Genomic DNA, 18,955 nt, shown 5'->3' with positions numbered 1-18,955 from the left:
GAGAGATGCCATGACGGCCGAAGCGCCCCCGGTTGTTCGCCTCGAAGCACGCAGGCCCTTTCCGGCCCGGCTGGGTCCCAAGGGCAGCCTCATCTACAAGCTGGTGACGACGACCGATCACAAGCTGATCGGCATCATGTACTGCGTCGCCTGCTTCGTGTTCTTCTTCATCGGCGGGCTGATGGCGTTGCTTCTTCGCAGCGAACTCACGGTGCCCGGGCTGCAGTTCCTGAGCAACGAGCAGTACAACCAGCTGTTCACCATGCACGGCACCGCCATGCTGCTCTTCTACGCCACCCCGATCGTGTTCGGCTTCGCCAACCTGGTGCTGCCGCTTCAGATCGGAGCGCCCGACGTCGCCTTCCCGCGGCTCAATGCGCTCAGCTTCTGGCTGTTCCTGTTCGGCGCCCTGATCGCGCTGAGCGGCTTCATCACCCCCGGCGGGGCGGCTGACTTCGGTTGGACCGCATATGCGCCGCTCAGCGACGCGGTGCATTCCCCGGGATCCGGGGGCGACCTGTGGATCCTCGGCCTCGGAGTAGGTGGCCTGGGGACCATCCTTGGCGCCGTGAACATGATCACCACCGTGGTCTGCATGCGCGCCCCCGGCATGACCATGTTCCGGATGCCGATATTCACCTGGAACATCCTGGTGACCTCGATCCTGGTGCTGCTCATATTTCCGCTGTTGACCGCCGCACTGTTCGGCCTCGCCGCCGACCGACACCTCGGTGCCCACATCTACGATCCCGCCAACGGCGGGGCGATCCTGTGGCAGCACCTGTTCTGGTTCTTCGGGCACCCCGAGGTCTACGTCATTGCGCTGCCGTTCTTCGGCATCATCAGTGAGATCGTGCCGGTCTTCAGCCGCAAGCCGATTTTCGGTTACACCACCCTGGTGTACGCCACGTTCAGCATTGCCGCACTCTCGATGGCGGTGTGGGCGCATCACATGTTCGCCACCGGTGCGGTACTGCTGCCGTTCTTCAGCTTCATGACGTTCCTGATCGCCGTCCCGACGGGCATCAAGTTCTTCAACTGGATAGGCACGATGTGGAAGGGACAGTTGACGTTCGAGACACCGATGCTCTTTGCGGTGGGCTTCATGGTCACCTTCCTGCTCGGTGGCCTCTCGGGTGTCCTGCTGGCCAGCCCGCCGCTGGACTTCCACGTGACCGACAGCTACTTCGTCGTCGCGCACTTCCACTACGTGCTCTTCGGCACCATCGTGTTCGCCACCTACGCAGGCATCTACTTCTGGTTCCCGAAGATGACGGGCCGCTTACTCGACGAGCGGCTGGGCAAGCTGCACTTCTGGCTGACGTTCATCGGCTTCCACACCACGTTCCTGGTCCAGCATTGGCTCGGCAACGAGGGCATGCCACGCCGCTACGCCGACTACCTGCCCACCGACGGCTTCACCACGCTGAACTTGGTGTCATCAGTCGGGGCGTTCATCCTCGGCATCTCCACGCTGCCGTTCGTGTGGAACGTGTTCAAGAGCTGGCGCTACGGCGAGCCCGTCGTCGTCGACGACCCCTGGGGCTATGGCAACTCCCTGGAGTGGGCCACCAGCTGCCCGCCGCCGCGGCACAACTTCACCGAGCTGCCCCGAATCCGTTCGGAGCGGCCCGCGTTCGAGCTGCACTACCCGCACATGGTCGAGCGCATGCGCGCCGAGGCGCACGTCGGCAAGGCCCACGGCCCCGACGACGGTGACGTGACCAGGCTCGACGACGCGCAAGTGCGCACCTGACGCCGTACTCGACACCGCGGTCAACGCGTCGTGGACCGAACGCGCGCGTTCGACGGCACCTCGTACGGTGCGGCCCCAGCGGCAGGACCTCGTGGTGTGCCATCGGGGTCGAAGGGCTCTATGGCACACGACGACTGAGACTTAGTTTGGAGGTGTAGTGATCACGTGACCATGGGCTTAGGGGATCTGATGGACGATCAGTCCCGGCTACCATCTCTTTCGCGACTCCTGGTGACCGGAGCAGTCGTCGTCGCGGTGGTGTCCGCGCTCATGGGTGGAGCGACTGCACTGACCGTATGCCCGGCGGGCCTCCCTCTCTGCGCTGCCGGGGGCCACATCCGCGGCGCAACCGTCCTGGGAGATTCGGTTCAGCAGATCGCCACACGGGTGTTGCCGAGCGTCGTGAAGCTCGAGACCACGGTGGGCCTGCTTTCCTTCGAGGGTTCCGGCGTCATATTCCGCTCCGACGGACTCGTCATGACGAACAACCACGTCGTGGCGGTACCGGAGGAGCTGACGACGGGTCCCCACCCAGTCACCAGGACGGCCACGTTCTCCGACGGGCGCACTGCATCGTTCGCCATGGTCGGCGGCGACCCTGCCAGTGACGTCGCCGTCGTTCGCGTCGAAGACGCAGAACACCTGTTGCCGATCGCACTCGGCTCGTCGGCGGATCTTCACGTCGGCCAGGAAGTCATGGCAGTGGGCTCCCCGCTGGGCATGGACGGAACCGTCACCTCCGGAATCATCAGCGCCCTCCACCGCCCAGTGTCGGCCGCCGGCGACATCACCCAGGACGACGCCGTGCTGGACGCCATCCAGACCGATGCTGCGATAAACCCCGGCAGTTCCGGTGGCGCACTGGTTGACTCGACCGGTGCGCTCGTCGGACTCATCGCCGCCTTCGCGACTGCGACCGTGGACTACGTGAACGGCCCGGGTGGATCCATCGGACTTGGGTTCGCCATCCCCGTCGATCAAGCCGCGCGCATAGCTGGCCAACTCGCCGTGAGCGGCGTCGCCGTACATGCCACCTTGGGTGTCGAGTTGGTCAGTGCCAGCCCGGTGCGCGGGGCGAAGGTCGTCGCCGTGGCACCCGGCGGTCCTGCCGATGCCGCGGGCATACCCGAGGACGCATTGATCACGAAGATCGATGATCGCGGCATCGCGAACGCCAACGCCGTCACCGCCTATTTGCATTCCAAGGTTCCCGGCGACTCGCTGACCCTTACCTTCGTCGATCCACGGGGTGTCGTCGAGACCACCAGAGTGATCCTCGGCGTCCAGTGACGCCAGGACCCGGCCTCACCGAATTCCACGTTCGCGCCAACCGAGAGTGAGGAGTACGCCATGGGCCGACACGAGGCCGAGCCAATCGTCGTCGCCGTCGACGACTCACCCAATTCCACTGCGGCAGTTCGATGGGCTGCCCGAGAGAGCATGCTGCGCGGCGCTCCGGTTCGCATCGTTCACGCCCTCGCCCCGGGACTCGAAGGTGGCGTTGGGCCGCGTAGCGGTATCCACCTGAACGATCGGGAGGTCGCCGAACGGATTCTCGTCGACGCCGAGGGGGCGTTCCGCGCGGAGCGCGATCCTGTCGGGATGGACGGCGTCAGCGTGGCCGTTCTCGAAGGGGCAGCCGTGGACTGTCTGGTCGACGCCTCGAAGCAGGCCCAGATGATCGTCGTCGGGACTCGCGGGCTGCATGCGGCGGGGCGGATGCTGCTGGGTTCGGTCAGCGCCGCCGTGATTCACCGCGCGCACTGCCCGGTCGCGGTCATCCCCTTGCCTGCGCAGCGTCCTCTCCCGCCCGGCGATGATCCGGTGCTGGTTGGCGTGGACCACACCGACGCCAACGGGGATGCCATTTCCCTGGCATTCGACGAGGCTTCGCGCCGCGGTGCGAAACTCGTTGTCGTGCATGCATGGAGCGACGTCGGCATCCCGCCCGTGATTGGCGAGGCCCGGTGGCATGACCGCGAGGCGGAGATGCGCGCACGCACTGCCGAACGTCTCGCTCCTTGGCGGGAGGAGCGTCCCGGTGTCGACGTCGAGCTACGTGTCGTATGCGATGTCCCCGCCCACGCTTTGACATTCGAGTCGCGTTACTCGCAGTTGGTCGTGGTGGGCGGACGTCGCGGCGGGTCGCTGGGCTCGGTCAGTTCTGCGGTCGTGAGCCGATCAGAGACTCCCGTCATCGTCGCGCTGGAGCGCTGAACGCTGCATTGCGTGGGCTCGTCTTCACGGACACCGAAGCAGCAGGTCGTGCCGATCTCTTCGTCCGTGAACAGGCCTTCGCCCGTGAGGCGTGCGATCTCGGCGTGGACGGTCTCACTAAATAGAGCTAAGTACAGATTGCAGACCTCTTTGACTTATGTCAATGCGCGAACCCATACTGGCGTCGTGCCCAAGACGCTGCCGACCATCGACATGTCCTCGCCGGTCTGCTGCGCGCCGGTCGCTGCTGGGCCGATGAACGACGACGATGCCCTGCAGGTCGCGTTACGGCTCAAGGCCCTGGCCGATCCAGCGCGGGTGAAGATCCTGTCGTTCCTGTTCAGCTCTCCATCCGGAGAGGAGAACAGCGGCGATCTCGCACACGTTCTCGGCTTGTCCGAGTCGACCGTCAGTCACCACCTCACGCAGTTGCGTCGCGCCGGACTCGTCGAGTCCGACCGACGCGGCATGAACGTCTATCACCGGCCTCACCGTGATGCGATCGTCGCTCTGTGCGCGGTGCTGGACCCGAACTGCTGCAAGTAGGGTCTGGTCCCGACAACGTCTTTCGTCGAGGCCGCTGCCACTGGCGCCGGACTCCACCCGCCACGCCTGCGCGAAGATGTCCGACTCGGCGTCTACCATTCCTGCGGCACACCCATGACCGATGGAAGGGGCGAGCAGTGGCCTACACCGCCGCCGACATCACCGAACTCGACGATGTCCAGCACACACGCCTGCGGCCGGCGGTCAACCTCGGTCTTGACGTCCTCAACACCGCGCTGCGCGAGATCGTCGACAATGCGATCGAAGAGGTCGCCGACCCCGGCAACGGTGGATCGACCGTCATGATCACCCTGCACGCCGACGGATCGGTCAGCGTCGCCGACGACGGCCGCGGCCTTCCGGTCGACTCCGACCCGGTGAACGGCAAGAACGGCATCGTCAAGACCCTCGGCACGGCACGGGCCGGCGGCAAGTTCTCCGCACACGTCGACGCTACGAGCACCGGTGCCGGGCTGAACGGAATCGGGGCAGCCGCAGCGGTGTTCATCTCCGCGCGCACCGACGTGACGGTGCGCCGCGCAGGCAAGACCTACCTGCAGAGCTTTGGCGGCGGCTACCCGGGCGTGTTCGACGGCAAGGACTTCGACCCCGACGCCCCGTTCACCCGCGCCGACACCCAGAAGCTGCGCGGTACTGCCAACCGCAAGCCCGACGCGCACGGCACCACCGTTCGGATTCTGTTCGACGCGACCGTGGTGCCGGATTCCGGCATCGACGTCAACGAGGTGCTGCTGCGGGCCCACGCGGCGGCACGCATGTCCCCCGGCGTGCACCTGTTCGTCGTCGACGAGGGCTGGCCCGGCGACGAGGTCAGGCCAGAACTGCTCGAGCCGTTCCGCGGTCCGTGGGGCACCGACACCCTCCTGGACCTCGTCTGCGTCGCGGCCGGAACCCCGGTACCCGGCGTGCGCGCGGTCGTCGAGGGCCGTGGCGAGTACACCACCGGCCGGGGGCCGACGCCGTTCCGCTGGTCCCTGACGGCAGGCCCCGCCGAGCCGGTCACCGTCGCCGCGTTCTGCAACACCGTGCGCACCCCCGGCGGCGGATCGCACCTCACCGCAGCGGTGAAGGGACTCTCCGAGGCTCTGGCCGATCGCGCCTCCCGCATCCGCGACCTGGGACTGGCCAAGGGGGAAGAGGGTCCCGAGGCGCAGGACTTCGCGGCGGTGACCGCGCTCGCCGTGGACACCCGGGCGCCCGACGTGTCGTGGGACTCGCAGGCCAAGACCGCGGTGTCGTCGCGCTCGCTGAACGTCGCGATGGCACCGGACGTGGCGCGCAGCGTCACCATCTGGGCCGCCAACCCCGGCAACGGCGACACGGTATCGCTATGGACGAAGCTCGCGCTGGAGGCCGCCAGGGCGCGACGCAGCGCCGAGGGCGCCAAGGCCCGCTCCCGGGCGGCGTCGAAGGCCAAGGGTCTCGGGACGAACCTGTCCCTGCCGCCGAAGCTGCTGCCCAGCCGCGAGACCGGACGCGGCTCGGGTGCCGAGCTGTTCCTCTGCGAGGGCGATTCCGCGCTGGGCACCATCAAGGCCGCGCGCGACGCCACCTTCCAGGCAGCCTTTCCGCTGAAGGGCAAGCCGCCCAACGTCTACGGGTTCACGCTGAGCAAGGCGCGGATCAAGGACGAATTCGACTCGATCGAACGCATCCTGGGCTGCGGGGTGCGCGACAACTGCGACCCGGAGTCCTGCCGGTACGACCGGATCCTGTTTGCCTCCGACGCCGACCCCGACGGCGGGAACATCAACTCCAGCCTCATCTCGATGTTCCTGGACTTCTACCGTCCGCTCGTTAAGGCCGGGATGGTGTACGTGACGTTGCCGCCGCTGTTCGTGGTCAAGGACGGCCAGGAGCGGATCTACTGCCAGGACGAGTCCGAGCGCGACGCCGCCGTGACCCAGCTGCGCGCCACCTCCAGGCGCAAGGTGGAGGTGCAGCGCAACAAGGGCCTCGGCGAGATGGACGCCGACGACTTCTGGAACACCGTGCTGGATCCACAGCGCCGCACCGTGATCCGGGTCCACCTCGACGACGGCGATCCGAAACTGCACCACACGTTGTTCGGCGGGCCGCCCGAGGGCAGGCGGACGTGGATGGCCGACGTCGCCTCCCGCGTCGACACCGCTGCTCTCGATCTGACCTAGGAGTACGACGACCGTGACCGCCACCCTCGACGTTCCCGAGCAGAACCCCGACCTGGTGCTCGACCAGAGTGCCGACGACTACTGGAACCACTACCAGCTGACGTTCGCGCTCTACAGCGTCAGCGACCGTGCCATCCCGTCGGCCTTCGACGGGCTCAAGCCCGGCCAGCGCCGGCTGCTGTATCAAATGCACGAGTCCAGGCTGCTGCCGGGAAACAAGCCGCAGAAGTCGTCCAAGGTCTGCTCGGCCGTCACCGGCAACCTGCATCCCCACGGCGGAGCGTCGATGTACGGCGCGGCCGCGCTGATGGCCGCGGAGTTCCAGCGCGTGAAGGTCATCGACGGTCAGGGCGCCTTCCCCCGCATCCAGGGCGACATTCCCGCCGCCGACCGCTACACCGAGATGCGGCTCTCGGCACCCGGTGCCGCGTTGACCGCCGAACTCGACGACCACGCCGTCCCGATGGTGCAGACCTTCGACGGCGAATGGGTCGAACCGACGGTGCTGCCGGCGCGGTGGCCGGTCCTCCTGTGCAATGGCGCCGTCGGCATCGCCGAGGGGTGGGCCACCAAGGTGCCTGCGCACAACCCCCGCGAGATCATGGCCGCCTGCCGGGCGCTGCTGAAGACACCGAACATGACCGACGACCGGTTGGTGAAGCTCATCCCCGGCCCGGACTGGGGTTGCGGCGCCACCGTGGTCGGCAGCGCCGGACTGCGCGAGTACATCACCACCGGCCGTGGACTGTTCACCGTGCGCGGCACGGTGTCGGTGGACGGCAAGAACGTCATCATCACCGAGCTACCACCGGGCGTGGCGAGCCAGACCGTCCAGGAACGCATTCGGGCGCTGGTCGAGTCGGGCGAGCTGGCCGGCGTCGCCGACATGTCGGATCTCACCGACCGGCGCAACGGCCTGCGGATCGTCGTCACCGCCAAGCGCGGCCACAATGCCGAGCAGATTCGCGAACAGCTGCTCGCCTTGACCCCGCTGGAGGGCTCGTTCGCCGCCAGCCTGGTCGCCCTCGACGAGGACCGGGTGCCGCGCTGGTGGTCGGTGCGCGAATTGATCTCGGCCTTCTTGCACCTGCGCGATTCAGTCGTGTTGCGTCGCAGCGAGCATCGACTCGAGAAGGTCTCGGCACGGCGCCATCTGGTCTCCGGCCTGATGACCATCCACCTCGACATCGACGCCGCGGTCGCCGTGATCCGCGGATCCGACACCGTCGACGAGGCCCGCCAGGGGCTGCAGGACCGGTTCGCCATCGACGCCGTACAGGCCGATTACGTTTTGGCGCTTCAATTGCGACGGTTGACCAGGCTCGACGTCATCGAGTTGCAGGCCGAGGCGGAGAAGCTGGACGCCGAGTTCCTCGAGCTCACCGAACTGGTGTCCAACCCCGATGCACGCCGCAAGGTCATCGACGACGAACTCGTCGAGACCGCAAAGCTGTTCAAGGGCCCCGAGTTCGACCGACGCACCGTGCTGGACTCCGAGGCCACTCCCACCGTGTCGAGTTCCGACGAGGATGCCCGCGAGCGCAGGGTCAACGCCGCGTGGCGGCTCGACGACCGCGGCGTGTTCTCCGACAGCCACGGTGATCTGCTCACCTCGGGCCTCGGCTGGGCGGTGTGGACCGACGGCCGGGTGAAGTTCACCAACGGCAACGGGTTGCCGTACAAGATCCGCGACATCCCCGTGGCACCCGACATCACCGGGCTGCTGCGATCGGGGGTGCTGGCGCCGGGCTCCCATCTGGCGCTGGTGACGCGCCGCGGGAAGGTGTTGCGCATCGATCCCGCCGCCGTGAATCCGCAGGGCGCCGCGGGCAACGGCGTCGCCGGGGTCAAGCTGGCCGGTGACGGCGACGAGGTCATCGCGGCCCTGCCGCTCACGTGTGGCAACGGCGAGGCCATCCTGTCGGTCTCCGAGAAGGCCTGGAAGGTCACCGAAGTCGCCGACATCCCGGTGAAGGGCCGTGGCGGCGCCGGCGTCGGCTTCCATCCGTTCGTCGGTGGCGAGGCCGCACTGATGGCGGCTGCGGTCTCGGCGACCGGGTTCGTGCGCGGCACCAGAGCAGTCCGGGCCGAGAAGCGCGCCAAGGCGTCGATCAAGGGTTCTGGCGCGGACGTGACGCCAGCGGAGTAGACGGGTCCAGGAGCCGCCAATCTCGGCGCCTCGCGCATCGCCCAGAGTTGTCGGACCCCTCTGCGATGATGATGTCATGCCCACGACGGCAACACCTTTGGCCACGCAAGCCACTCCGGCTGAGCGTCTGGACGTGTTGTTCGACGAGTTGGCCGAGTTGACCGGTCAGCGCAACGCGATCGACGGACGCATCGTGGACATCGTCGCCGAGATCGACGAAGACCAACTCTGGGGCGCCACGGGCGTGCGCTCCATCGCCGCCCTGGTTGCCTGGAAGACCGGGATCGCACCGCGCAACGCCGAAACCGTCGTCGCGATCGCCCAGCGCGCCGAGCACTTCCCCCGGTGCGTGGCGGGCCTGCGCGACGGCCGGCTCTCCCTCGACCAGGTCGGGGTCATCGCCGAACGGGCCGCCGACGGCTCAGACGACCACTACGTCGACCTCGCCGCCGTTGCCACGGTCACCCAGCTACGCACGGCGGTCAAGCTCGAACCCCGGCCCGAACCCGAGCCCAAACCGGAGACACCGCGCTCGGTCACCAAGGCCAGCACCGAGCACTCCACCACCTGGCGAATCACCCTGCCCCACGACGAATCCGGGATCGTGGATGCCGCCGTGCAGTCACATCTCGACGCGCTGGTCACCGACTGGCGACACGACCGCGAAACCAGCACGAAGGTAGGTCAGCAGGCTCCGCCGATGCCGGGCACCGTCGATGCCTTCATGGCCCTGGTCACGGCCGGCTGGGATGCCGAGGTGGCGCGTCGCCCCCACGGACAACACACCACCGTCGTCGTACACGTCGACGTCGAGAAGCCCGCCGCACTTCACCTGGGCCCGCTGCTCACCGATGACGAGCGCCGATACCTGCTCTGCGACACCACCTGCGAGGTCTGGTTCGAACGCCGCGGTCAGGTCATCGGCTCCGGACGGACCACCCGCACCATCAGCCGCCGGCTGCGTCGCGCACTCGAACACCGCGACCGCTGCTGCGTGGTCCCCGGCTGCGGGGCGACCCGCGGACTGCACGCCCACCATCTCGTGCACTGGGAGAATGGTGGCCTCACCGAGCTGGAGAATCTGGTGCTGCTGTGCCCCTACCACCACCGACTTCACCACCGGGGCGGACTGACCCTCACCGGACCCGCATCGCGACTCTCCGTCACCGATGAAACCGGCCGACTACTCACCAGCGCCTCCTTGGCCCGCCCGCCGACCACTCCACCACCGGCAGTCCCGCCCTGCGCCGGGCCGCTGGGCGAACAGGCCCAATGGTGGTGGTACACACCTTTCGAGCCGTCGACCACTAGCGACGACTAGCCTCGGACTGTTGCCTCTGAGCTTCGCCTGAGCCCCACCCGACTACGGTCGGACCGATGAGGATCCCACGCACCCACCTCGCCCGGCTCCAAGCCGCCGGCGTGGTCATGTGCACGCTCGCCGCCGCGGCGTGCGGACACTCCGCGACTCCCCCGCTCGCCACCGGCACCTCGAGCACGACCACTTCCACGACCACCACCTCGCCGGTACCGGCGGTCGCCGACGTGACTGCGACCGGTGACTTCTCCCTCGTCACCCGGCTCGTCGACGACGCGGTGGAGGAGCGCCGGCTACCCGGCGCCGTGGTTCAGGTCGGGCACGCCGGCAAGATCGTCTTCCGTCAGGCCTTCGGGTCGCGCAAGCTCGACGGCGAGCCGGGGCTCGACGGTGCACCCGCCCCCGCGGAGCCGATGACCGAGGACACCATCTTCGACATCGCCTCGTTGACGAAGAGCCTCGCGACCACGACGGCGATCGTGCAGCTCTCCGAGCAAGGCAGGGTCCGGATCGACGAACCCGTGCAAACGTACTTTCCCGAGTTCAACCCGGCCGGCGATCCCCGCCGTGCGCAGGTCACCCTGCGGAACCTGCTGACCCACACCTCGGGCATCGCGGGAGAGCTGAGTTTCGAAGGCGCGTGGGGGTTGGTCGAAGCGGACAAGGCCGAGGGCGTTCGACGTGCACTCGCCGCGACGGTGGCCTACGAACCAGGAGAAGGCTTCACCTACTCCGACATCAACTTCATCATCCTCGGTGCACTGCTCGAGAAGATCACCGGTGAACCCGAGGACGATTACGTGCAGCACAACGTCTTTCAACCACTGGGCATGTCGGACACCCACTACCTTCCGGCCGACAAGGCGTGCGGCCCACACCAGATCCGCGGAGCGGCGATCGCCTACGACCCGCGTGGACCGGCGCCGGGCGATTGCCCGGCCGACACCTGGAGCACCGAACTCCTGCAGCGCACCGCGCCGACGGCCATCGACGAAGACACTCCGGGCATCAACCCCGACTTCGGTCACCCGCTTCGCGGCACCGTGCACGACCCGACGGCACGCCGCATGGGTGGGGTGGCCGGGAGCGCCGGTGTCTTCACGACGGTGCACGATGTCGGCCTCTTCGCTCAGGCCCTGCTCGATCGTCTCGCCAACCGGCCGAGCACGTTTCCGTTGACGCAGGCGAGCGTGGAGACAATGACGACGCCCCAGCAGCCTGGGCGCTACCCGGGTGAAGTGGAAGCGGCGAACGAGGCCAGCGAGAGTGCCTCCAACACGGCGGATCCCCTGCTGGCAGCCGACTACCCGGCGATATCGGGACAGGATCTCCGCGGTTTCGGCTGGGACATCGACACCGCGCACTCCAGGCCGCGCGGCGCGCTGTTCCCCGTCCGCAGCTTCGGCCACACCGGGTTCACCGGGGTCACGTTGTGGATGGATCCGGGGTCCGACACGTACGTGGTCGTCCTCGCGAACGTGATCCATCAGCGCGGCGGCCCTCCGATCGCCACACTGAGCGGTCACGTGGCCACCGAAAGCGCGCGCGCCCTTCATCTCTACGGCAGCTAGGTCGCGATCGCCGACGCTGCCCACCGTCATCTCGCGACGTAGACCGTGTTCGTCGAGTAGCCGCCAGTGAGGGGATTGGCGAACTGGACCACGGATGCCGCGGACCGGTCGAAGATCTCGGCGAGGACCGCCTCGAAGGCTGGGTCGGGCGGGTCGTCGGACCACAGCGCGAAGACCCCGCCGGCATGCAGGTGCCGAGCAAGCTTCTTCAGCCCCGCGGGCGTGTAGAACGCGGAGTGGCTCGGGTGCAGGACGTGTCGTGGCGTGTGGTCGATGTCGAGGAGCACGGCGTGGAATTGGCGACCAGGTGTCTGCGGGTCGAAACCGACGTCGCTGGCGGCCATCTCGAAGAAGTCACCTTGGTGTAGACGGACCCGCGTATCCGACGCCAGTTCGGCGGTATCGGGAAGCAACGCACGCTGATGCCAGCCGATGACCTCCTCGAGGGCTTCCACCACCACGAGCGAGCGCACGCGCGGATCGCCGAGTGCCGCCTGCGCGGTATAGCCGAGGCCCAGTCCCCCGACGACGACGTCGATGTCGGCATCGACCACCTGCGCGAGCCCGCGGCGCGCCAGTTCGACCTCAGCAACGGTGAACAAGCTCGACATCAGGAATTCGTCACCGAGCTTGACCTCGTAGACGTCCACGTTCAGAGACGGCTCGGTCCGCCTGCGCAGGCTGATGACGCCCATGCGCGTCTCGGTCCAGTCGAGCACCTCGAACCGAGCACTCACGACGCGGAATCGCCTGCGGACTTGGTTCCCCGGTACCTCTGCATCGCAGGGCCCGTGTCGATCCGGACGCGCAGCATCCGCTGATACCCGCGCATCCACAGCTTCGCCAGGACCAACGATTCGCCGGCATAGGGATTCGGATCGCCAGGCTCGGCGACCGACCCCGAGTACAACGCATAGGTGTACTCCGCGCGCTTCGACATCGATCGATCATGCATGCCGGCGGGCCCGCACACTCGAAGCCCACGCCGACGAAAGACAGCTGGCTCTATCAGTGCGAACACTGAGTCAGGTCGTCCGCTTGCATCCTCGTTCAGCGGTGACCGTCGCCGAGCTACCCTTCGAGCTTGGCCACCTCGTCGAGCCACTAGGGTGGCACCCATCCACGAGCGCGATTCCGCGCACAACTGGCTGCGGCAGATGGCATCTCGCGCTGGCCAGCTGATCACCGAGATGAACTAGGCGACGACGGCGTAGAGGGCCGGCTGCGCAGCTGATCACGTCAACCGCGTAACGCGGCCTCGATTTCTGCCGCGGATACGGGATGACCCGCAGTGCAACGAACCTCGACCTCGACGGGTGCCCCACACCCGGAGTGCGTCAACCCCACTCGTCCCCCGTCGGGGCGGACCCAGCGGTCCCCCCATCGCATCAGCGCCAGCAGTGCGGGCTGCAGATCCTGGCCCTTCTCGGTGAGGTGGTAGGCCTCCCGGCGGCGCTGGCCCGGATCGTGGTACGGCCGCTTCTCCAACAACCCCTCGTCGACGAGTTCCTTCAACCGCATGGCGGTGATCTTCTCGCTCAACTGGGCCCGACGTGAGAACTCCTCGAACCGGTGTGCCCCGTAGAACGCCTCCCGCAACAGCAACAGGCTGGCTCGGCGCCCGACGACGTCCAGTGCCGCCGCGACGGAGCAGCCGTCCGCCGACCAGCTGTCGCGGTCGCTGAGCCGGCCCGTGAGCGTCATGGAGGTCATGGCCGCCATCGTGCCAGCTGACTTGCCTTCAGTAAAGCCAGGAGCCTAGGGTCTGACTAGACGACAACACAGCCAGATGGTGTGGCATCGAGTTCAGGAGACCGCGTGACCACTGGGACGCGACCGGGTGCCGTACTGGTCATCACGTCATCGGCGGCGTTCCTGGCAACGCTCGATCTGTTCATCGTCAACATCGCCTTCCCCGCCATCGGTGCCGACTTCCCGGACGCCGACTTCGGTCAGATGTCGTGGGTGCTCAACGGCTATACCGTCGTCTTCGCCGCAGTCTTGGCTCTGGCCGGCCGCCTCGCCGACCGCTACGGCCACCGGCGGGTCTTCCTGATCGGGCTGGCGCTCTTCACCGTCGCGTCCGCGGCCTGCGCGCTGGCGCCCAGCTTGTGGGCATTGGTTGCCGCCAGAACTGTGCAAGGCGTCGGGGCTGCGCTGATCACACCGACCTCGCTGTCATTGCTACTGAACGCCTGGCCGGCGGAACGGCGTGCGAAGGCGGTTGGCACGTGGGCGTCGGTGGGAGCGGTCGCGGCCGCGCTCGGACCGCCGCTGGGCGGCCTGCTGGTCGCTGCGGGATGGCAGTGGGTGTTTCTGGTCAACGTTCCCATCGGCGTCGTAACCATGGTGGCTGCGGCACGTGTCCTCCACGAATCCGACGTCACGCCGATCGGACGACCCGACCTGCTCGGCGCTGCCTTCCTGGTGCTCGGAGTCGGTGCGCTGGCCTACGCGTTCGTCGAGGTACCGGAGCGAGGCTGGCACGCAACGGTAGTGATCGCCGCGCTCGCCGTGGCCGCCGTGGGCATGACGGCGGTCGTCATTCGCTCGCGACGCCATCCGGTGCCAGCGCTGGATCTCGCGGTGCTGCGTGTGCCGGAGTTCGCGCTGGCCACGGTCATGATGCTGGCCTTCTCGTGCGGCTTCGCCGGCATGCTGTTGGTCAACGTCCTGTATCTCACGTCCACCTGGGGCTGGTCTGCTCAGGCTGCTGGTCTCGGCCTCGCGGCGGGCCCGGCGGTCGTCGTCGTCGTCGCACGACAGGCGAATCGTCTTGCGGCACGGCTGGGTATCGGAGCCGTCGCCACGCTCGGCGCGCTGAGCTTCATGGCGGGTGCGCTCTGGTGGCTGTGGCGGTTGGGGCCGGCGGAGAACTACCTGGGCGGCCTGTTGCCCGGTCAGCTGCTGACCGGTCTCGGGGTCGGGCTGATCCTGCCCACCTTGTCCTCGATCGTGGGGTCTGCGCTGGCGGCACCACGATGGGGTTCGGGGTCGTCGCTGATCAACACCGCCCGGCAGGTTGGCTCCGTGCTGGGCATCGCGCTTATCGTCACCGCCGTCGGAACGCACATCGCGAGCACTCCAACGGCTTTCGCCTCCATCCGCTCTGGCTGGGCACTGCTGGCCGCAGCCGGAGCCACCAGTGCCGCCGTTGGGCTGGCGCTGACCGCCGCCGAGTCGTTGGCTCGTCGGCATTTACGCGCAGCGCCACACGAAGACCCGCTGAGAACCAGCGTGACCACACCATCCACTTCACGTCAGGAATGAATCGCATGCCAATATCGCGACCCATCGCCCTCATCACCGGCGCCAACTCCGGTCTCGGTAAGTTCGCCGCCCTCGGTCTGGTCGAGGCCGGCTTCGACGTCGTCGGCACCAGCCGTAACAGGGCGGGACTGGATTCGCCGTCGGGCGTGACGCTGCGCAACCTCGACGTCACCAGCGACGAGTCGGTAGCAGCGCTCGTCGAGGGCGTGATCGCCGACTTCGGTCGCGTCGACGTTCTGGTCAACAATGCCGGCATGGGACTCGCCGGGGCCGTCGAGGAGAACTCGATCGCCCAGCAGCAGAAGCTGTTCGACATCAACGTCTTCGGTGTCGTCCGGATGACCAACGCCGTCCTGCCGCACATGCGGGCCCAAGGAAGCGGGCGGATCGTCAACATCTCGTCGATCTTCGGGTTCATGCCCGCCCCGTACATGGCCGCCTACAGCGCCACGAAGTATGCCGTCGAAGGCTATTCGGAATCCGTCGACCACGAGGTCCGCAGCCTCGGCATCAGGGTGTTGCTCGTCGAGCCCGGCGGCACCAGAACCGGTTTCGACGACAACACCCCGGCACCGGACAATCCACTGGACGTCTACGCCCGGCAGCGCAGCCGCGCCAACGGTGTGGTGGCCGAACAGGTCAACGGCGGCGAAGACCCCGTGACCGTCGCCAAGGCGATCGTGGCTGCCGCCACCAATGCGAGGCCCAAGCTGCGCTATCCCGCCGGAGTGAAGGCGCGCCAGCTCAGTGCCATGCGCCGCATCGCGCCCACGCGCATTTTCGACAAGCAATTGCGCAAGACGTTCGAACTCATGGATTGACGTGCCGTTGGCGAGCCGGGTTCGCATTCCCCGCGTCGACTCCAGGCTGGGACGCGTCGGCGGGACCGGACAAGGCGAGCATCCCGGCTACATCGACGACAGTCCCACCACCACGGGACTTCGTACCGATGGCAGCTTGAGGCGTGAGCAGCGCCGGCGCAACCACTTTCACGTGGAGCAGTTCTCGCGCCTGTTCGACCGAGAGCGACGATGCTCGATCGCTGACCGTGGTCACACCCATCGGGTGGACCTCCACGTACTGCGCTCCCGGATCGCGGTGAGGTCACGGTTCATCACCCCGGGATACTGCTTGCCCGGGTACCAGGGTTGCGTCGTGAGTTGGTCGAAACCCGGCATGGCGAGCAGGTGGTCGAGCATCCGGGTCCGCATCGCCGCATCGGGCAGCGGGCCTCGGCAGGCGGCCATGTTGTCGGAGAGGTGGTCGGGGTTGGAGGTCGCCGGCAGGGCGACGGTGACCGCCGGGTGCGAGATCACCCATTTGAGGAAGTACTGCGACCACGTCGAGATCCCCACTTCGGCGGCGAAGTCCGGCAGCGGCCGGTCCCCGACGAACTGGTGCAACCGCCCCTTCTCCAACGGCATGTTCACCGTGACCGCGACGCCGTTGTCGGCAGCCAACGGCAAGATGCGTTGCTCGGCGCCACGTTCGGCGATCGAGTAGCGAGTCTGCACGAAGTCGATGTCACCGGTCTCAATCCACGTAGCCATCGGCCCGAAATAGGCCGGGTCGTGGTGAGTGACGCCCAGTCGGCGGATGCGCCCCTCAGCCTTCCAGGCGTGTAGGACCGGTACGATCATGTCGACGTTGACCAGCGCGTGACATTGCATGACGTCCATCGGAGCGGTACGCATCAGCCGCTGCATCGAGTCGTTCAAACTCTTCGCAGCGTGCGACTCGTCACCGAGGTGATCCCCGGTAGCCCACACCTTGTTGGTCACGAAGAGGTCGTTCTGAAAACCGTCGGCCACCGCGGAGCGCGCGATGTTCTCCTCAGCCAGACCATAGAGCGGCGAGGTGTCCACCACTCGCCCGCCAGCAGCCCAGAACCGGCGCAACACGTCGTCGCGAACTGCGCGTGCTTGCTCGGGAATGGCATCGAACGTCTGAAAGGTACCTAGTCCGACCGCGGGTAGGTAGATGTCGGTCCCGGGAATCTGCTTCCCGATCAGGCCGGCAGCGACGGGTGCGGCGGGCGCCGGTGTCGGGGCGCGTGCTGGCGCGGTGGTAGACGTCGCTGGGCTACTAGCCGGCCCCGCGGCGGCCATCGCGGCGAGGGCACCGCCGCCGGCAAGGGTTGCGGCCGCACCTAATTGGAGCACGCGGCGACGGGAAGGCCTCCACTCATCGTGATCGCGACTCACTTCATCGGGGTCAGTCACGTCATCTTCTCCTGGGGTTCGAACTCGCGGTGCGCGTTGCAGGCGCGGTCATGATCTCGGTGGTACGCCAGGGTGCAGAATCCTGGCTGCGATCGGCCTCCACCGATCCCTTGGCGATCCCTTGCAGACTGCACGAGTCGAACTGAAGGCAGCAGCGACTCGCTCAACCAGGGTCGACCGATCCCGGGATTGCCCCGCGTGCGGCGGTCGAGGGACCAGCGATGTGACTCCTTCGCACTCAGGCGGCCATGACGAGTCGTCGGCGACGGACGGTACCGCCCAGATCGGTACGGAGCTGTCGGCGCGCCCTGTGGAGCCTGGACATCACGGTCCCCAGCGGCGTGTTCATCATGTCGGCGATCGCCGCGTATGAATAACCCTGCACATCAGCCAGGTAGACGACCATCCGAAACTCGTCACTCAACGCGGCCATGGCCGACTGCACTTCGGTATCCGGTTGTGCAGCAATCAGTGTCAGTTCAGGAGCAGCGATACCGCTCTGTTGTCCGACGCCATCAGCGGGCTCTTCGGTGAACTCCTCCATCGGCACTTCGGTCAGCCGGCGTTGTGATGCTCGGTAGTTGCTGATCCACGTGTTCTTGAGGATCCGGTACATCCATGCCCGCACGTTGGTGCCGGGACGGAACGTCCCGAAGCTGCGGTAGGCGCGAAGGACCGTGTCCTGGACCAGATCTTCGGCGTCGGGCCCGCGGTGAGTCAGCCGAAGCGCCTCGCGCAGTAGTTCGGCACGGAGCGGAATCACGTCCCGTGTGAAACACGGTGTCAGGGGGTCACATTGGCAGTCGTCAAGATGGCAGCTTGTCGACATCAGCGCGCTCGGCGTGGGCTTCATGCTTCCAAGCTATGGGCCGTGGAGGCCGGGCAGACCGTTCTCAGATCGAACACAAATGTTCCTCATCGAGATCGGACGTCGGCAGCGACTCCACGAACACGAAGACCACGACAACTCGGTTCCCGCGGAACCGATCTGGTCACTCCGGGCGGTCGGGCTATTCACCGGTCGCCAGTCCCTGAGCTTCACCGCGTCACGACGGTCATTCGTCAAGGCTTCCGCCGTCGGCGGCGCAGTTCTGATGACCTCGGGACTCGGTTCGGCCGAGCCATGACGACGTAAGTCGCGCACCTCGGTGCTGCCATCATCGCTGCACAGCCAGCCACTATCGGCAGCGCGGACCTCAGCCCTCGACGAAGGTACTGGCATCGCCGGCACGTGCCCTGCGGCTGTGTGTGTACGAACGCAACCACCGGTTCCGACTGGTCGGACACCCCGGCGCAGGTGGTGTACCGGTTCTTCACCGGCGAGACGTGCGCCTGACGGATGTGGTCGACGATCACGCCCGGGTTCGCCGGGTTGTGGCAATGACACGAGGTTGCACAACCCCAGGAACTCACCAATCGCATCGTGCAATCCGAGATGGGCGTGCTGGAGCCTGTAGCGACCGAGGCTGTGCCGTTGCTTGCGACACTGGCGAACGCTCGCCGAATCACAGAAACAGAAACCCGCTCCGACACTGGTCAGAGCGGGTTTTCTACTGTCGGGCTGACAGGATTTGAACCTGCGACCACTTGACCCCCAGTCAAGTGCGCTACCAAGCTGCGCCACAGCCCGCGGTGCTGCCGGGATCGCCAGCAGCGGTCGAAATGCTACCTCACGGTCCGCCGTCTCCCCGAATCGCACGGACCGTGCGTCGCCACTGCCTCGCGGGGGTAGTAC

The 18,955-nt window shown here is 67.0% G+C and carries 16 protein-coding genes, 1 tRNA gene and 1 pseudogene; 11 read left to right on the top strand and 7 right to left on the bottom strand.

What is annotated here, in order from left to right:
• Positions 1–10: 10 nt before the first annotated feature.
• The 3 genes from ctaD to LOK44_RS00175 all read left to right on the top strand — a co-directional run bounded on the left by ctaD (position 11) and on the right by LOK44_RS00175 (position 3,973).
• A complete protein-coding gene (gene ctaD, locus LOK44_RS00185) occupies positions 11–1,756 on the top strand; it encodes an aa3-type cytochrome oxidase subunit I (protein ID WP_237567975.1) in 1,746 nt (581 codons plus the stop codon).
• 189 nt (positions 1,757–1,945) lie between these two features.
• A complete protein-coding gene (locus LOK44_RS00180; RefSeq protein ID WP_237567974.1) occupies positions 1,946–3,046 on the top strand; it encodes a S1C family serine protease in 1,101 nt (366 codons plus the stop codon).
• A 60-nt stretch (positions 3,047–3,106) separates the two neighbouring features.
• On the top strand, positions 3,107–3,973 hold the full coding sequence (locus tag LOK44_RS00175) for a universal stress protein (protein ID WP_237567973.1): 867 nt from the start codon (positions 3,107–3,109) through the stop codon (positions 3,971–3,973).
• Positions 3,974–3,996: 23 nt separating this feature from the next.
• On the opposite strand, the pseudogene LOK44_RS00170 reads toward LOK44_RS00175, so the two are convergent.
• Positions 3,997–4,092, bottom strand: a pseudogene (locus tag LOK44_RS00170) (ArsI/CadI family heavy metal resistance metalloenzyme); the annotation flags it as partial.
• Positions 4,093–4,159: 67 nt separating this feature from the next.
• Between LOK44_RS00170 and LOK44_RS00165 the strand changes: the two are divergent.
• The 5 genes from LOK44_RS00165 to LOK44_RS00145 all read left to right on the top strand — a co-directional run bounded on the left by LOK44_RS00165 (position 4,160) and on the right by LOK44_RS00145 (position 11,728).
• Positions 4,160–4,519: an Rv2640c family ArsR-like transcriptional regulator gene (locus LOK44_RS00165; RefSeq protein WP_237567972.1), complete on the top strand. Its 360-nt coding sequence runs from the start codon at positions 4,160–4,162 to the stop codon at positions 4,517–4,519.
• A gap of 137 nt (positions 4,520–4,656) precedes the next feature.
• Positions 4,657–6,690, top strand: coding sequence for a toprim domain-containing protein (locus tag LOK44_RS00160; RefSeq protein ID WP_237567971.1), 2,034 nt, complete (start codon positions 4,657–4,659; stop codon positions 6,688–6,690).
• A 13-nt stretch (positions 6,691–6,703) separates the two neighbouring features.
• Positions 6,704–8,839, top strand: a complete 2,136-nt coding sequence (locus tag LOK44_RS00155) for a DNA gyrase subunit A (RefSeq protein WP_237567970.1) — start codon at positions 6,704–6,706, stop codon at positions 8,837–8,839.
• Positions 8,840–8,915: 76 nt separating this feature from the next.
• Positions 8,916–10,160, top strand: a complete 1,245-nt coding sequence (locus LOK44_RS00150; protein WP_237567969.1) for an HNH endonuclease signature motif containing protein — start codon at positions 8,916–8,918, stop codon at positions 10,158–10,160.
• Positions 10,161–10,216: 56 nt separating this feature from the next.
• Positions 10,217–11,728 (top strand): serine hydrolase domain-containing protein, encoded by a 1,512-nt coding sequence (locus LOK44_RS00145; RefSeq protein WP_237567968.1) that lies wholly within the window; start codon positions 10,217–10,219, stop codon positions 11,726–11,728.
• Between the two features lie 26 nt (positions 11,729–11,754).
• On the opposite strand, the gene LOK44_RS00140 is transcribed toward LOK44_RS00145, so the two are convergent.
• The 3 genes from LOK44_RS00140 to LOK44_RS00130 form a co-directional block, all read right to left on the bottom strand.
• Positions 11,755–12,465 (bottom strand): polyamine aminopropyltransferase, encoded by a 711-nt coding sequence (locus LOK44_RS00140; protein ID WP_237567967.1) that lies wholly within the window; start codon positions 12,463–12,465, stop codon positions 11,755–11,757.
• Positions 12,462–12,668, bottom strand: a complete 207-nt coding sequence (locus LOK44_RS00135) for a ribosome modulation factor (protein ID WP_237567966.1) — start codon at positions 12,666–12,668, stop codon at positions 12,462–12,464. Before LOK44_RS00135 ends, LOK44_RS00140 begins: the two co-directional genes overlap by 4 nt.
• A gap of 299 nt (positions 12,669–12,967) precedes the next feature.
• Positions 12,968–13,441, bottom strand: a complete 474-nt coding sequence (locus tag LOK44_RS00130; RefSeq protein ID WP_237567965.1) for a winged helix-turn-helix transcriptional regulator — start codon at positions 13,439–13,441, stop codon at positions 12,968–12,970.
• Between the two features lie 105 nt (positions 13,442–13,546).
• Between LOK44_RS00130 and LOK44_RS00125 the strand changes: the two genes are divergently transcribed.
• Together LOK44_RS00125 and LOK44_RS00120 are read left to right on the top strand one after the other, a co-directional pair.
• Entirely contained in the window at positions 13,547–14,998 is a 1,452-nt protein-coding gene (locus LOK44_RS00125; RefSeq protein ID WP_237567964.1) for a DHA2 family efflux MFS transporter permease subunit, read from the top strand.
• A gap of 5 nt (positions 14,999–15,003) precedes the next feature.
• A complete protein-coding gene (locus LOK44_RS00120) occupies positions 15,004–15,819 on the top strand; it encodes an oxidoreductase (protein WP_237567963.1) in 816 nt (271 codons plus the stop codon).
• A gap of 231 nt (positions 15,820–16,050) precedes the next feature.
• Here the strand turns inward: LOK44_RS00120 and LOK44_RS00115 are convergent, their stop codons facing one another.
• Both LOK44_RS00115 and LOK44_RS00110 read right to left on the bottom strand, forming a co-directional pair.
• Complete coding sequence (locus LOK44_RS00115) at positions 16,051–17,160, bottom strand: aldo/keto reductase (RefSeq protein WP_237567962.1); 1,110 nt, start codon at positions 17,158–17,160, stop codon at positions 16,051–16,053.
• 298 nt (positions 17,161–17,458) lie between these two features.
• Entirely contained in the window at positions 17,459–18,073 is a 615-nt protein-coding gene (locus LOK44_RS00110) for a sigma-70 family RNA polymerase sigma factor (protein WP_237567961.1), read from the bottom strand.
• Here LOK44_RS00110 and LOK44_RS30040 point away from each other — a divergent pair.
• Positions 18,072–18,347: a twin-arginine translocation signal domain-containing protein gene (locus LOK44_RS30040; RefSeq protein WP_372481144.1), complete on the top strand. Its 276-nt coding sequence runs from the start codon at positions 18,072–18,074 to the stop codon at positions 18,345–18,347. The genes LOK44_RS00110 and LOK44_RS30040 overlap by 2 nt on opposite strands.
• Positions 18,348–18,776: 429 nt before the next feature.
• Here LOK44_RS30040 and LOK44_RS00105 read toward each other — a convergent pair.
• Positions 18,777–18,850: transfer RNA gene (locus LOK44_RS00105), tRNA-Pro, on the bottom strand.
• Positions 18,851–18,955 lie beyond the last annotated feature (105 nt).

Source organism: Mycolicibacterium lacusdiani (assembly GCF_021916785.1).
In the GTDB taxonomy this organism is placed as follows: Bacteria; Actinomycetota; Actinomycetes; order Mycobacteriales; family Mycobacteriaceae; genus Mycobacterium; species Mycobacterium lacusdiani.
This window is presented reverse-complemented; position numbering and strand designations above follow the sequence as displayed.